This window comes from Sphingobium sp. SJ10-10, assembly GCF_036038995.2.
Lineage (GTDB): Bacteria > Pseudomonadota > Alphaproteobacteria > Sphingomonadales > Sphingomonadaceae > Sphingobium.
Genome location: NZ_CP158132.1, coordinates 1,377,831 through 1,392,124, shown reverse-complemented (window position 1 = coordinate 1,392,124; position 14,294 = coordinate 1,377,831). Strand labels below are relative to the sequence as shown.

13 protein-coding genes are annotated in these 14,294 nt (G+C 58.5%); 8 read left to right on the top strand and 5 right to left on the bottom strand.

The window, feature by feature from the left end:
- Window positions 1-190 precede the first annotated feature (190 nt).
- Window positions 191-589 (top strand): antitoxin Xre-like helix-turn-helix domain-containing protein, encoded by a 399-nt coding sequence (locus VVT58_RS06570; RefSeq protein WP_327753693.1) that lies wholly within the window; start codon window positions 191-193, stop codon window positions 587-589.
- Complete coding sequence (locus VVT58_RS06565) at window positions 589-1,293, top strand: RES family NAD+ phosphorylase (protein WP_327753694.1); 705 nt, start codon at window positions 589-591, stop codon at window positions 1,291-1,293. The genes VVT58_RS06570 and VVT58_RS06565 overlap by 1 nt, the downstream gene beginning before the upstream one ends.
- Window positions 1,294-1,463: 170 nt before the next feature.
- Here the strand turns inward: VVT58_RS06565 and VVT58_RS06560 are convergent, their stop codons facing one another.
- The 3 genes from VVT58_RS06560 to VVT58_RS06550 form a co-directional block, all read right to left on the bottom strand.
- A complete protein-coding gene (locus VVT58_RS06560) occupies window positions 1,464-2,120 on the bottom strand; it encodes a hypothetical protein (protein ID WP_327753695.1) in 657 nt (218 codons plus the stop codon).
- A gap of 120 nt (window positions 2,121-2,240) precedes the next feature.
- A complete protein-coding gene (locus VVT58_RS06555) occupies window positions 2,241-2,801 on the bottom strand; it encodes a hypothetical protein (RefSeq protein ID WP_327753696.1) in 561 nt (186 codons plus the stop codon).
- Between the two features lie 385 nt (window positions 2,802-3,186).
- Window positions 3,187-5,970 carry a UvrD-helicase domain-containing protein gene (locus VVT58_RS06550; protein WP_327753697.1) on the bottom strand — a complete coding sequence of 928 codons (2,784 nt, stop codon included), beginning with the start codon at window positions 5,968-5,970 and terminating at the stop codon, window positions 3,187-3,189.
- Between the two features lie 396 nt (window positions 5,971-6,366).
- Between VVT58_RS06550 and VVT58_RS06545 the strand changes: the two genes are divergently transcribed.
- The 6 genes from VVT58_RS06545 to VVT58_RS06520 all read left to right on the top strand — a co-directional run bounded on the left by VVT58_RS06545 (window position 6,367) and on the right by VVT58_RS06520 (window position 12,567).
- Window positions 6,367-7,707 (top strand): hypothetical protein, encoded by a 1,341-nt coding sequence (locus VVT58_RS06545; RefSeq protein ID WP_327753698.1) that lies wholly within the window; start codon window positions 6,367-6,369, stop codon window positions 7,705-7,707.
- A gap of 73 nt (window positions 7,708-7,780) precedes the next feature.
- Window positions 7,781-8,545: a hypothetical protein gene (locus tag VVT58_RS06540; RefSeq protein ID WP_327753699.1), complete on the top strand. Its 765-nt coding sequence runs from the start codon at window positions 7,781-7,783 to the stop codon at window positions 8,543-8,545.
- 164 nt (window positions 8,546-8,709) lie between these two features.
- Window positions 8,710-9,864, top strand: coding sequence for a hypothetical protein (locus VVT58_RS06535; protein ID WP_327753700.1), 1,155 nt, complete (start codon window positions 8,710-8,712; stop codon window positions 9,862-9,864).
- Window positions 9,861-10,781, top strand: coding sequence for a hypothetical protein (locus VVT58_RS06530; protein ID WP_327753701.1), 921 nt, complete (start codon window positions 9,861-9,863; stop codon window positions 10,779-10,781). Before VVT58_RS06535 ends, VVT58_RS06530 begins: the two co-directional genes overlap by 4 nt.
- A 288-nt stretch (window positions 10,782-11,069) precedes the next feature.
- Entirely contained in the window at window positions 11,070-11,612 is a 543-nt protein-coding gene (locus tag VVT58_RS06525; RefSeq protein ID WP_327753702.1) for a thermonuclease family protein, read from the top strand.
- A 220-nt stretch (window positions 11,613-11,832) separates the two neighbouring features.
- A complete protein-coding gene (locus tag VVT58_RS06520; protein ID WP_327753703.1) occupies window positions 11,833-12,567 on the top strand; it encodes a hypothetical protein in 735 nt (244 codons plus the stop codon).
- Window positions 12,568-13,147: 580 nt separating this feature from the next.
- Here the strand turns inward: VVT58_RS06520 and VVT58_RS06515 are convergent.
- Both VVT58_RS06515 and VVT58_RS06510 read right to left on the bottom strand, forming a co-directional pair.
- Entirely contained in the window at window positions 13,148-13,747 is a 600-nt protein-coding gene (locus VVT58_RS06515) for a hypothetical protein (RefSeq protein ID WP_327753704.1), read from the bottom strand.
- Between the two features lie 20 nt (window positions 13,748-13,767).
- A complete protein-coding gene (locus VVT58_RS06510; protein ID WP_327753705.1) occupies window positions 13,768-14,184 on the bottom strand; it encodes a hypothetical protein in 417 nt (138 codons plus the stop codon).
- Window positions 14,185-14,294 lie beyond the last annotated feature (110 nt).

The window sequence follows — 14,294 nt, the reverse complement described above, 5'->3', positions numbered from 1 at the left end:
CACAAACGTTTTCACGGCTGCTCCTTCGTCAACGACGATGTGCGGCCCGCCCGCCAAGTGGCAACATGGACGCCGCGCGCTGCCGTCGCGGAGGATCAAACCTGGTCAAACATCTTCTGTATGATAAATGATCCATTATTGACATGAAGTACACATATCATACATAGTCCTCGAGAGAAGGAGATCGCAAATGGCCACTGCTGCCCATTCCGGAGCCCAAGCCAAAGCGCGCAGCCGTAAGGACCTGACCGGTCCGGCGCTGCGCACCTTCTTCCGCATTGCCGATGTCTGGGGCCTCAAGGAGGCCGAGCAGATGAAGCTGCTCGGACTCGATAACCGCTCCACTTTTCAGACCTGGAAACGCGGCGCCATCGCAGCCATTCCCAAGGACGCGCTCGAAAGAATTTCCTATGTGCTGGGTATCTACAAGGGGCTCAAAATACTCCTGCCTCGCACCGCCGACGAATGGGTACGCAAACCCAACGATGCGCCGCTGTTCGCCGGACGTCCAGCGATCGAACGGATGACTTCGGGCAATGTCGCTGATCTTTATGTCGTGCGCCAATATATCGACGCGCAGCGCGGATAATGGATGCCATTCCGAAGGCGCGTGTGCGCTGGCACCCATGCTACCGGATTATCGCAAGCCGCTTCCCCCCCATATCGCTGTTCGAGGACGTCACCCATCCCTCCGATCTTGAAGCGGTCTACGCGATTGAGGCGATGACCAACGACCGCCTGCGCGAGGAGGTCGGTGACCTTGCACTCGTGCCGCCGGAGGATCGCGTATCGGGGCCAGGGACCTCTGTCATCATGGCCGCCTTCACCCATCTCAATCCAGACGGAAGCCGCTTTTCCGATGGCAGCTTCGGCTTATTTTATGCAGCCAGAGAGATCGAGACCGCGATCGCCGAAACCAGCCATCACCGCGCGCGGTTCATGGCGCTCACTCGGGAACCGGCGCAGGATCTGGACATGCGGGTATATGCGGTAGATCTCGACGCAGAACTGCATGACATCCGGGATCTACGCGAGGCGCAGCCTGACCTTTACGCCGCAGACAGCTATGTCGCCGGTCAGGTGCGTGCAATCGAGCTGCGCAGCCAAGGGTCGGACGGCATCGCCTATCAGAGCGTGCGTCATCCGAGCGGGGAATGCGCCGCAGTGTTCCGCCCCCGACTGCTGACCAATTGTCGGCAAGAGCGGCATCTGTGCTATGTCTGGGATGGGCGGGCGATCCTTGCCGTCTACGAGAAGAAGGCGTTTAACCCGCAAAATGCCGACCAGCGATAATGCGGGTTAAAAGTTTTCATTAGATTGCGCACGATGATCCTTGGGGCGCAGGGTGGCTGCCCGGTTCGGGCCGATAGGCGAATGTCCGGTTGAGAACTGGGATGTGGCGATAGCTACCGTTCGCGCGCGTGGCCTGGACTAGCTGCAACCATAGGTAGCTGTGCCAAACCTCACTCGCTCCGCTGATCAGGTGGGACCCAGTTCTTGACAGGTGCGCAAGCACGAAGAAATTTCCCAGTCTCTGGGTTGGCCGTAGATAGGTCGAAATCAACAGAATCTGCGCGGGAGAGCGCACCTACGTCGCCGATTTGCGCAGTGAGAGGTGATGCACCGTAAACGAAACGAAGTTGAACGCTGCGATAGTTGTCATTTTCATCACGGCTAAGTAGGTATCCAAGGTCGAGCGTAGCATCTTGGAAGGTTGAAAGCACTCTTCCATCAGGGCCATGACGGTAAACCTGAGGAGCCTGCCCTCCAGACTTGAACAAGACAGCATCCAGATACCGCGCTGAGCCACTGGAGATGGCCGGATCGACATTGGAGTTTACAATCAGATTTTGGTCGATTGAGAGCTGCGCTCCGGAATGCCTGAAGCACTGGAATTGCAACGCAAGAAATTGACCACTTTCTCGGTCGATCCAAACTTTGGCGTCGAGATAGTAGGCGTCCATCTCCGTAAAGTCATCCTTCTTTTGCCAGAAGACAGGTGCAAAATCGTCATCCACACTGGCGTTGATCTCGCCACAGCCAGCAAGTCCGCTCAGAATCCCCGCGGCTGTTACGATTTTTGTCCAATTGGCGATTTTGAGGAAACTAATACTCGACATGAATTTATTCCATAGGACTATTTGATATTTTTATTATGATCTGGTTATTGCACCGGCGCGTGACAATTTCGCACATGCAGTGGACTAAAAATAGAATAGGTAAGGAACATTTCTTCATCGTTATTTCATCTCGGCACGATAAACGCGTTGCAGCAAATCTATCGCCTTATCCAACAGTTTATTGAGCGATGCATTCGGTTCGTTCTTCTCAGTAGAAAAGATGCTGTCCTCACGCAGTTCATGCACGATGCCATGGACCTCTTTCACATCCGCGCAGGCTCTCGCGGACACCATACCTTCGAGCACAAGAACACTATGCTTTATCTCTGCAATCCTTTTTCCGAGCCGGGTCACCTCTCCGTCCGCGGCGCCAAGCACAGGCCGACCCGCGAGCGATTTAAAATAGTAAAGTTGCTGCAAGAGCTTAACAATTTGCTCTATGTTGGCAGCCTTCAGCAGCGAATTTCTTTGGAAAGAAAAGGTGTTTTTCGCCACCCATAAGGAGGCGATAGCCGCGACTGCGGAAGCCAATGCCGCAACCGTCTGCAAGGTCGTAGATCCATCAGTCATCGTCTTTTTGGGACGCCAAAATCCAAGAAACATCATCGATTTAGCCGGCGAGATGCCGATCTTGCAAGCGCAGATGATCGATAAAAATTCCGGCGGTCTGCCCCTGCGCATCGCGAGTTCGCATGTGCAGCGTTCAACGTCGACGCCATCCGACCCCCTGTGGCGTCTGCCACCAGGATGGTAGAGAGACCGGTGGAATAGGCCACAGGGTCACGAACGGCTAAGTCTCAGTCCCGGCCCTTCGGGCGACCCGCGCCAAATTCCGAGACGGAAAGTTTTGGGAGAAGCTCCTAGCCAGAGGAACGGCTCGCTTTGGCGCGGTGCAGTCAGGCTGCTGATCGGCTCCAGTTGGCCGATAGGCCAATGTCATGTTCGAAGCCGGGCTGGGGGGATGGCTGCCGTTTGCGCGGCGTCGGCTCGCGACAAGAGTTGGTCGTCCATCCCAGCTTAAGCAAACGTCCGGTCCTGACGGATGATGCCGATCAGCATTCGGACCTCACCGTCTGCTTGCTATCCGTGCATTCCCACCAGCGGTGGACTGCGGCACGGGCATATCGATGGTGTGGGTGCAATTCGGATAGCGACTGCAACCCAGGAATTTGGAATCATTCGGCCCCGATCGCTCAACCATCTGTCCAGACATGCATTTTGGGCACATGCGGATTTCGCGCCCTTTTATGGTTTCGAACCGCAGGTCCGAGCCTACGATTTCCTGCATCTCACGGATGTAGCGGGATGGATCACGGCTATTATAAAGAAGGTATGATCCTCGGCTAGCCCGAGTCATCGCGACGTAGAAGAGTCGGCGCTCCTCCGCATACGGAAACGTCTCGGGCCGCGGGATGACCAAGTTGAGGAGTTCGTCATCCTCGATGCGACTTGGAACTCCATAATCTCCCTCGCTGACATCGAGAAGGATCGTATAGTCCGCCTCGAGCCCTTTGGAGCGATGGAAAGACAGGCCAGCAACATCGATGTTCGTATAGGTCGGGCGGTGACCATGGAACGGGTCAAGGTGATTGTAGCGCCATAGCACCAAGACCTTCAGCCTTTGACGATCCTGTGTGCGCCACTGGTCGGCGATCCCATGAAGGAAGCCGTCAAGGCGTTTGAGAAGTTCGAAGCACGCTTCCTGGAAGCTGGGCTTGCCTCTCTTGACGGTGATCGGAATGGCGCGGATCGATTTCGGGATGGCCGGTCGGCTGGAACGAACGGTTTTTGTGATCTGTGCAGGGTTCTTCTGCACGAAGGTCGCGGATGCATCCGCTATAAGCTGATTGCAACGATAGGTCTGCTCGAGCCGACCCTGCCAGGATGTGCCGAAATTCGCCTCGAACTGGGTGAACATGGTGATGTCGGATCCAGCGAACCGATAGATCGACTGCCAATCGTCGCCCACGGCGAACACCTTGCTGAAAGCCTTCTGATGCTTGAGCGCTTTGATGAGGTTCGCTCGGGGTTCAGATATGTCCTGAAACTCATCGACGAGAATGAGGGAGTAGGGGCTCTGATATCGCCCGGTCTCGACGAGGCGGACAGCGTCTCCGATCATCGAATCGAAGTCGATGCGGCCTTCCTGCTCGAGCCTGCCTGAATAGGCCTGCGTGATGGCCCAAACCGCCTTTGCGAAACTCGTGGCCCGCCGCTGATCCTTGAGGGTCTTGGCCTTTTCCAGAAGCATATTGAGCGTGAGACGACTCGATCTGATATGCTTGATGCATATGCCGATAACCTTGTGATAGTGGGTGATCACGACCGGTTGGACAGCTTTCAGGATCTCCTCGGTGGTCTTCCGCTGGAGCGGCACCTTGCGCCTGACGAGTTCGGCTTCGAGCCGGCTCAACAGCGAGCCGTCAGTCGCTTGGGCTGACGTCGTCTCGAAGATGTCTATTCCAGCCCGCTGATACCCAGCGCGCTTCAGGGCCGTATGGTGGACATAGTTCTCGAATGGCGACGTCCCGTCAGCGTTTATCGCGAAGTGCTCGTGGTAGGTGCCGGTCAGTGGATAGTAGAAGTCGGGCTCGACGTGCCGGATCGTGCCGTCCTTCTGCGGCAGCCCGATTTGCCGTTCGTATTCAAAGTCAATGGAATGGATCCACAGCCAGTTGGCGATCCGCTGCTCCTGCAGCGAACGGACGAAAATTTGCGACAGGGTTCCGACCATATCTCCGTCCGTGGTGACCCGGTCGGCGATGTAGCGGCGATAGTCTTCTGCCGTGTCAAAGTCTGCCGGCGCCAGATCGGCTTTCGCCTGCAGCGTGAGCAGATCGACCCAGAGATTCCGGAATTCCTCGTCCGTATCGACGAGGTGATCGACGATCTCGCTGATGACCCGCGCTTCTCCTGCTGGATGCTCGATCCAATTGGCGAGTTGGGGCGGTCTTCCTTCAACCTCCTGTATGATGCCACGTCCGAGGGCGTGAAATGTGGTGACGCGCGCGCCCAGCGCATCCTTTTCTAGACCCTGTTGACGAGCTATGCGCTCTTCCAGTTCTTCCGCAGCCTTGCGGTTGAAGGCCAAGACCAGGATATCCTCCGGTGCGTACAGGCCCTTGGCGAGCGCGTATCCCACCTTTCCAACCATGGTCGCGGACTTGCCCGACCCTGCCGCCGCCACGAGAAGGTTGCTATCCTCTAGGCGGATGCATGCCTCGCGCTGCTGATCGGAAAGAGAGACCCCGCCAAGATCGTCGAAAAAGGTCTTCATGCCCGCCAACTCTTGGGTCACGAAGTCGTCATTGTACTTCGCTCGGACAGCTGGATCCGTAAGGAGGGCGAAGGACGTCGGGAGGAAGGAACGTAAGGCCGCGGGAATCAGTCTTGCGGTGAATAACGGGTGCGAGAGGGCTCGAGATGCGTTGCCTGGGACGTCCGCGATCGCGCGGCTGACATCGGCTTGTGCCAGATATTGGCGGCTTGTCTCGGTCATCCGGCGGATCGCCTGATCGACGTCTAGAAGCCGGTCCTTATCGGCGGATATCAGATCGGCCAGATGGTGATTGACGAAGCTTAGGATGCCGGCGGCCGCTTCCGCGGCGCCTTTTGCGGTAAGGCCTGACAGACTGATCGTGCGGGTCTTAGATCGCAGCTCGACCGTGTGCCAAAGCAGAGCCTTGGTGGTAGAGACCGACGTGAGGTCGAGGCATCGGATGATTTCCTCGCTCGCCGTCTTTACATTGATTTGGTCGCGGTACGAACCATTGAGCGTGACTTTCCAGTCGCCGACGAGGAGGAGACGGGCCCAGATGCTCGGCCGGTATGATCTGGAGCGAATCAGCATGGATCCGCGCGCTACCATATGGTTGACCGGTAAAGATGATATTTAAGTATTTCCGTGGTCTGCTGATAAAATTTAAGCGCCCCTGCGGCAGAGCCTCTGGAGAAAACTTGCATCCGATCTGGTAACCCTCCCGAATCGTTGGCCAATGAATTCCACTGGGTTCGGGCAAGTGGAAACCTTGGCTGTCTAAGTTGAGTATTGATACGGCCATCTGATCCGCGAGAGGGGATCGCGCCAGTGCGGTACCTGGCCTGCAGAGCATTCAACTAACAAAATTGCGTGAGTCCGACGAATGTCACTTGGATTCGCGTCGTCTCCCCGGCTAGTGGTCAACTCATGGGGGCATGGTCTAAAATGCGGGGATACTTCGATCGGGGCGAGCAGTTGCGCGCTCCGATGGACGATCCGTTCATCCAACTGGATAGGGACGCGCTGGCAAGCGAGCTGCGCCTGCGCGAGCGAGGTACCGAGCAAGGGTCGCTTGAACTTCCCGACTCGTCGATGCAGGCGGCCGATGTGGTCGAAGCCGACATCGAGGCGAGGATCCGGGATCATTTCAAGCGGGCCCAGATCGATGCCGCCAACAGCATCCGCACGTACGATTCCCGTCTGAGCGGCTTGGCGCTGATCGCCAACCTCAGTTCGATACGGACACAGGCCAGCGTTGCGGTGGGCGAGTTTAAGACCGAGGTGGTCAATCGCCGTGGAAAGCTGACCCCGAGCCGGGATGCGATTCGGGACAGCTACGAAGAATTGCGCGACTTCCGCAATGACAACGGACTGCGGCGTCCCGCCCATGACGTTCCTCCTGCGAGTGCGACCGTCGGCTCGATGATGATATTTTGGCTGCTGGAGACGATCGCCAACTCCATGTTTCTGCGTCTTGGCGACAGCATGGGCTGGCTGGGTGGTGTAATAGCGGCCGCTGTGGTCGGTGCGATCAACGTCGGCTTCGCGGCCGCCGTGGGGCGGCACGTCTGGCCGAAGATCAATCACCGTGAGACGAGTGTGCGGGTTCTGGGTTGGATCGGCAGTGCCGTGTGGCTTTTCCTGACCGTAGGCTGGAACCTCATGGCCGGCCACTATCGCGACGCGAAGTCGCTCGGCATGGCCAATCCGGAGGCGGCGGCGCTAGGGATGCTTGGTTCTGGACTGGAGAGCATCTATTCCTACGGCCTCCTCCTGGCCGGCCTTATATTTGCCTTCGGTGCCGCGATCGCGGCTTACAAGATGGATGATCCCTATCCGGGCTACGGACCCGTCTGGCGCCGGCACGCTAAGCGGTGCGAGGATTATGTCGCGGATGTGAAAGCGGCGACAGACGAGTTGCTGGACATCCGCGATGACGCCATCGGGGAAGCCACCGACATCCGCATGGAGCTCGGGCGGCAGCTTACGCAACGGCAGCAGATTATGTCGGCGCGTGACGCGTTCCGCCGCCGCTATGAGGAATACGCTGAACAGCTAGAATCCACTGCGAACGCGCTGCTTCAGGAGTACCGCGCGGCGAACCGGGCTGCTCGCTCGACGCCGGCTCCGTCCCGTTTCGATCAATCCTGGAAGCTGTCCCACGAACCTCTTCCGATCGCGCCGGGAGAGGACATCCCTCGTTCCGCAATCGACGCCGCAGAGCAAGATCTTGAGGCGACGGTGTCTCAGATCTCAGCGGCCTTCGACGAAGCGATCGAGAGCTTCGAACCCTTGGACGAACTGAAGAGGAAGATGGGCGATGGCTAGGGGTCGCGATCGTGTTCGTAGGCGCGATCGTGGTAGCTCCGCAGCTGCACAGCGCGCGTTGTCTGAAAGACGTATGGCGACGCTGAAGATCGTATTCGTTGTCGCCGTCGTGCTCTTGGTGGGCGGGATATACTTCTGGGCGGCATCGTCTCGCCGGTCGCTTGACGATCAGCTGTGTCCGACGACGCCGGACAGCGTCACCGTACTGCTGGTCGATGTCACCGACCCCATGAACATGGCACAGCGGCAGGATTTCGATAACCAGCTCACCAAGCTGAAGAACTCAATACCGCGTTACGGGAAGCTGATCGTCGCCAAGGTCGATGCTACGGCGGACCGCCTGTTGGCACCGGTGATCACGCGGTGCAATCCAGGAACGGCGGATGACGTTAATTCGGCGACCGGCGATCCCGCGTCGGTCCAGAAGCAATGGGATGAAGGCTTCGATGCACCTCTGACTGCGGCCTTCAAGCGGCTCGACAGCGCGACAGGTGCTGAACAGTCGCCGATCCTGGAGAGCATCCAGTCGGTGGCGCTGACCGAACTCCAGAAGCCGGGGCAGGAAAAGCTGCCGAAGCGGCTGGTCGTGGCCTCTGACCTTCTTCAGAATACAGCGGACGTTAGCTTCTATCGTGGACTTCCCGAGCCAAAGACCTTTACCGATAGCGCCGTTTTCAGACGGCTTCGAACCGATCTTCGCGGCGTCGAAGTGGAACTCTGGATGCTGGAGCGGTCTGATGCAGCCACGACGCAGCCGCGTTCGCTCGCCGATCTTTGGGAGCGCATTATCGGTGCCGAGGGTGGCGATGTGCGACGTATCTACAATGTGAGCGGGTGACGATGAGCGAGGGGGCGGAATTTCAGCGGGATGTGCTTGAAGACCGGAGCTGGATCGATCGGTGGGGGTTCCTGCTGTTCGCTTTCGGCGGGGGCGCTGCGATCCTTATCGCCAAGTCGATCGGCCTGTCTGCCATTCCGGTGGCGGCGTTCGCAGCGGGGGCGATGGTGGCCTATGCCTTCATCGTGCAAACGTCGGGGACGGGTCGGCTGCGCGCGGATCAGGCTGGCGACAACTGCTACTACCTCGGGCTGATCTACACGCTGATCAGCCTGGCCTATGCCATCTTCTTTTTTGACCCCGCGACAACGGCCACTACCGTCGTCCAGGGCTTCGGGATCGCGCTCGCCACCACAATCATGGGCCTCGTCCTGCGCGTCTTCTTCAACCAGACGCGGGTCGATCTGGTTCAGACCGAGGACACCGCCCGCATTGAGCTCGCGGACGCGGCAGGCCGCTTGAAGGCGGAGCTTCAATCGATCACGGTCAGCATGAGCGATTATGGCCATGAGACCCGCCAAGCGCTCGAGGAACTGCGTGGCCAGGTAGTGGAAGCGCTCAACGCCGTGCAGGGAGATGCAACCAAGTCGATGAGCGAAACCGCTGCGGCGGCCAGCGAGGCGATCAGATCCGTTTCGATGTCAGCGACGGACGCGCTGTCGATGATGTCGTCGGCCGCGACGGCAACCGTCACGCAGCAGGCGAACGAGGCGGTGGCACGATCGCGCCGGCTGTCCACGGCAACCGACAAGGTCATCACCGGAATCGAGAAGCATTCCGAGGCTATGTCCGGTATCGAGCGCTCGACGAAGGCGATCGGAGCAAGCTTGATGACCTTGGAAAGCGCTGCGGAAAGCACGCAGAAAAATCTGGGTGAACTGTCGGCCCGCGCAGTGGAATTGGCAGGAACCCAGACGTCGTTGGTTCAAGCTGGCAGCGATCTCCGGCAGGCGGTCGCCGACATGGCGACACAGGTGAAGAGCTTCGACGAGACGGCGACCCGCTTCGACACCAATGTCAACATGCGTCTGGAAGAGGTTAAGGAAGTTCCGGCGAACACCGCGAAACGCACCGCTGAGGCTTTCGCGAAGGCGGCCGAGGCGATGGAGGATCAATTCGCTACGATCGCTCGCGCCCAAGAGAGGTTCGTCGAGGACCTCTCGCGCCGCGCGGAGGAAAGCACCGCGATGCTCGACCGACACAACGCCGCTCTTGAGCAGGATCTCGGACGGTCGCGTGAGAACGTCGGCAAGGTTCACAAGGCGCTGGTCGAGATGACGGGTACGCTGGTCAACCGCGTCCAGGCCTCCGACGCGTGAGCGATCAGCAACTCGATCTGCGACAGGACAAGTCCTATCGTCGCGGACTAGTCCTCGGCCTCACGATGGCCGAGATCATGATCTTACTGCTCTTCGTGCTGCTCATGGCGTTGGCTGCCGCATTGCAGAATCGCGACGCGCGCATTCAGGCGCTGGACAATGGCGGGGCATCCCGGCTCGTGGAGGAGCTTCAGCGTGCTTATCCAGAGGCCAAGAATTCCGACGAGTACTTCAAGGAACTGAAGCGCGCCATCGAAGCACGGCGTCAGGTGGAGGCAGCGGGCGCCAAGGACGGGGCGGCTAACCTGATGGCGGACGCGGAAGTCGGGCGACAAGTGCGCGAGGCCGCCAAGGCTAGCGGCGTGAAGGACCCGGAGAAGTTCGTGAAGGAGGTTGTCGCGGCGTCGTCGAAGGGCCGCAAGGGGCAATGGCCGCCGTTTTTCAGCCTGAGCGAGGCGGGCGGGTATTTCTTCGACAGCGGCAAGGCAACGCTGCGTCCCGAGTTCGACCACAACCTGCGGGGCGAGGTCATCCCGATGCTCGCAAAGAGCGTGGCGGACTACGACGTCGATGTCGTCGAGGTGATCGGCCATACCGATGAAGTGCCGATGTCTGGGAGCAGCAATCTGGACTCTTCACTCATCGCGGCATCCGTGGGACGCTCTCCGATCTCTGGCCTGCGTTCCACCGACAACGCTGGCTTGGCCATGGCTCGGGCCGTTGCGGTGGTCCATGTGCTTCGATCCGATCCACGCCTGCGGAACGTCGCGATCCTCCCGCTTTCGGGGGCGCAGATGATCGTTCCCGTCGATAAGGTGGCCGATGGATCCGCTCGCGGTGACGATCAGCGACGCCGGCGCATTGAGATCCGCATGCGGCGTTCGACGCAGCAGGCTTCGCCGTCGATCCGCCGCTGATGGACCAGCTGGACAAGAACATCGCCGCGCTGAAGGCAGCGATTGCAATGCGGAAGCGACGGGCTGAACTAGCGCGGATGCGAGTTCGGCAGCCAGCTCAGGATGCGATTGGAACGGTAATGCCAGGGCCGTCAACATCGACGGGCGAACTGCCGCGCGGATGGTTCGCGCGTATCTTCGGCGGCTGACAGGGTGGGACAGCGTGGAGACGATCGGCGTCGAGGGCGTCGATCAAAAGGGCGGCCGCCCGAGCCTGGCCGGATCGGACCAGTCGAAAGGATCCTGCTTGTGATCGTTTCTCTGGTTTTCATCGCGGTGTTCGCCGCGACGTACAGCTACTCCGATCTCATGCGCCCCAAGGCTGTCGAGCGGGCGATCGAGCAGATAGCGTCGGACAATGCGCCCGTAGCGGTGACTCTGGCGCCGCTGAGCGCTGCCGCTCCGCCAACGGCGCGCCGGTCTGTTGAGCCCAACAGAGCGGCACTTTCGGGCAAGTTCACCATTTGCCACACGGGTGGTGGTGTGAATTGTGTCGTGGACGGCGACACGGCGTGGATCTCGGGGATCAAGGTGCGAATTGCAGACATCGACGCACCGGAGACCCATCCCCCTCGCTGTGATGAGGAGGCCAGGTTGGGCGCACGGGCGACTGAGCGATTGGCCGAGCTGATGAACATGGGTCCGTTCAATGTCGTGGTGAACGGTCGGGCGGAGGACCGCTACGGACGGCAACTGCGAGTGTTGATGAGGGACGGCCGTTCTCTAGGCAGGCAACTCGTCGATGAGGGGCTGGCCCGCCGATGGGGCGGTGAGCGCCGACCTTGGTGCTGAATTAGTAGCCATGCCGCCATAACCGGAACGGTAGCACCAAAGTATCGGTTTTTGCGGGTTTCCAGCTCTGGACCAGTCTTCCAAAGACATATTCTAAGGAGCGCAGAAGCGTGAGTGTGGAAGCAGTTGTATGCCGATTATTGACGTATTGGTCACACTTCCGCACTAGCTCCTGCAGTGCAGTTGCCACGATGACCGTGCAAGAAGTGAGGATGTTGAAGTGCTGGAGTTTGACGCGCCGTTTTTCACTAGCAATGCGCCAGAGGTGGAAGCCGACTATCTTGCAGGCGTGGAGGCATTACAGCACGGGGAATTCACTAAAGCGAGCCGCCTTTTTGTCAGGGCCGCCGGATCAGGGCACATATCTGCACTTTACAACCTGTCACTGATCTGGGGTGGGGGCAATGTAACGCCCTATGATTTCGACTTAGCGGCAGACTGCTGGTATAAAGCTGCTGAAGCCGGTCATCCACGAGCAAAATCCACACTGTGGCATATCGAGGCCGCGGATCGAGGTGGGTACGGTGCCGACAATCTTGCTAAGTTTGTCCTGCAAGAAGAAAGCGGTAACACACTCGTCGCCCCTCTAATGGTCTCCGCTGCTCGCTTCTATGACGTCATATGTCGAAAGTATGGAGCGACAGTCGATGTCATCGCTTATGAACTCGATGCAGCTGCTAATAGCGACCTACCCTTCGTCCATGCCTTTATAAATCGGACGGGTATTCCTGAGGAATTTTATCGAGGAGGCTTTGATCGGCTTAAATCCGGGTCGGCCGCCGATCAGATCACCGATGGCTTGAATAAGCTGCATGTCGCGATGAGACAGGCAGGTGCCAGTGACGAAGTGGCGGTGATGGCTCGTTGCTCAATTATAGGTCACGTTATCGCAAAAACACCCTATGGAGACCAATCACAGCCCCTTCTTGGTCTCGACCAATTTTTCAACTATTGATGGAATTTCTGGAACAGGGGGCATTATTTGAAGGAACGCAATAGTCCATCATTGACCGACCCGCTCGGCAATAGCCTTCCATGTATCCATACCAGTATCGTCAACCGCCATGATGCGTTCACCGACGCGGCTAGCGATGTGCAGGCGCACCTCCGCCATATCGTTTGAGAACCTGTTGAGCGCGGCTCAGAGTTCCCAGTTCGTCAGCACCATCACCCCCTCGATATTCCGGTCTCGTCCTCTTGGCAGCGCAGCATGACCGCATCTCGTTGAACCTGTGCATGTCGGCAAGGAGCCGAGGTTTGCCAAATCACCTAACCAAGCAATGATTTGATCGCGCTACCGGCAGCCGCAAGAATTGCGGCAGCGAGAATGATTGCTTCGATACGCAGCGGCCAGGGACTACGGCGGCTCAGAAGGTCCTCCTGCCGGTCCTTCCATCGATAACGCGGGCGCATCAGAATCCTTGTTGGGGTGGCAGAGCAATCTTCCACCCCTTTTTTTTACTGAACAGCCACGCGAAGGCTCCCATGCAAGGACGCGCAGTCCCGCGAAGGTGCCGCCTCCATGCCCCGACATGTCAGCGGGCGTTGATCTCCAGCGATTTGTCCACCATCGACGTCGTCGTGGGCTTCGCCGCGGGCGCGGCTGGCGTGACGGGTGATGCTGCAGGCTGAGCAGGTGCTGGAGCCGAGGTTGTCATACTGGCGCGCAGGAAAACAGCTTGATTGATCTTTTCGAAGGCGTCCTTGTAGGTCGCGGCGTCCAGGATTGGCTCTTCATCTTGCGGCTGAGAGCCATAAAGCGTGCTCTTGACCTTACCCATGACGAAATTGATCCGCACGCGCGTGATTGCGGGACTGGTCTGCTCGATGAAGGCCGAGACTATCGGAGTTTTCTTGGATTTACCGAAGCCCGTCCACAGATTGTAGGTCATCTTACCGGTCGATGATCCCAGACCCGTGATCAAACCGGTGTCCTTGTCGGCCGCCTGAATGCGGTAGCCAGCATCCTGAAGCACGGACATGACGGCACCGAACACGAGTTCCTTCGATCCTTCGATATCTCGCGCCTGCATTTGCTGAAGTTCAAGTCCACTCATCTGCGGTGGCTTCTTAGCGTACGCCACAGGCGCGACGAAACAGCACGCCAAAGCGGCGCCGGCAAAAAATGTTTTCATGGAAACCCCCTATTACCCGTTTAGAAAGAACTGCTACGGCTGCGGAAGTCAGAGACCACTTTCCGCGCATCAAATTTAAGCACCAAGGTCATTGTTCGGCTCGACTGAGTGGACTTTGACTTGGACTTCCCGAAGCCTAATCCCGCTCCACCACCAACGCCGCTGCCACCCGCGCCAAGAAGCATACCGATGGAAAAGCCAGACGAACTGTCAGCAGTCACCGTGGCGTGCCGATCATAGACCCACATCTCTTGGCCACTGCCATCGATCGTCGTGATGTTCGGCGCTCCGAACGTTTCCAGCACCTCTGCCTGGGTAGTTTGGCCTACGCGGACGGTCATCTGAACCATGCCATGCGTGAGCGTGTTCGCGCTATCTGCTGCGAACGCCTCCGGCGATACCGCAGCGAGCAGCAGCGGCAATGCGTAACGAATCATGAACCCCCCTATTTCCCGCGACCGCGGTGCGGACAGTAAGCATAAGACTGCCTAAATTGCGATGAACAAACGTAATTCGGCAGCCTTGAGCCACCCAATGTGTGACAGCC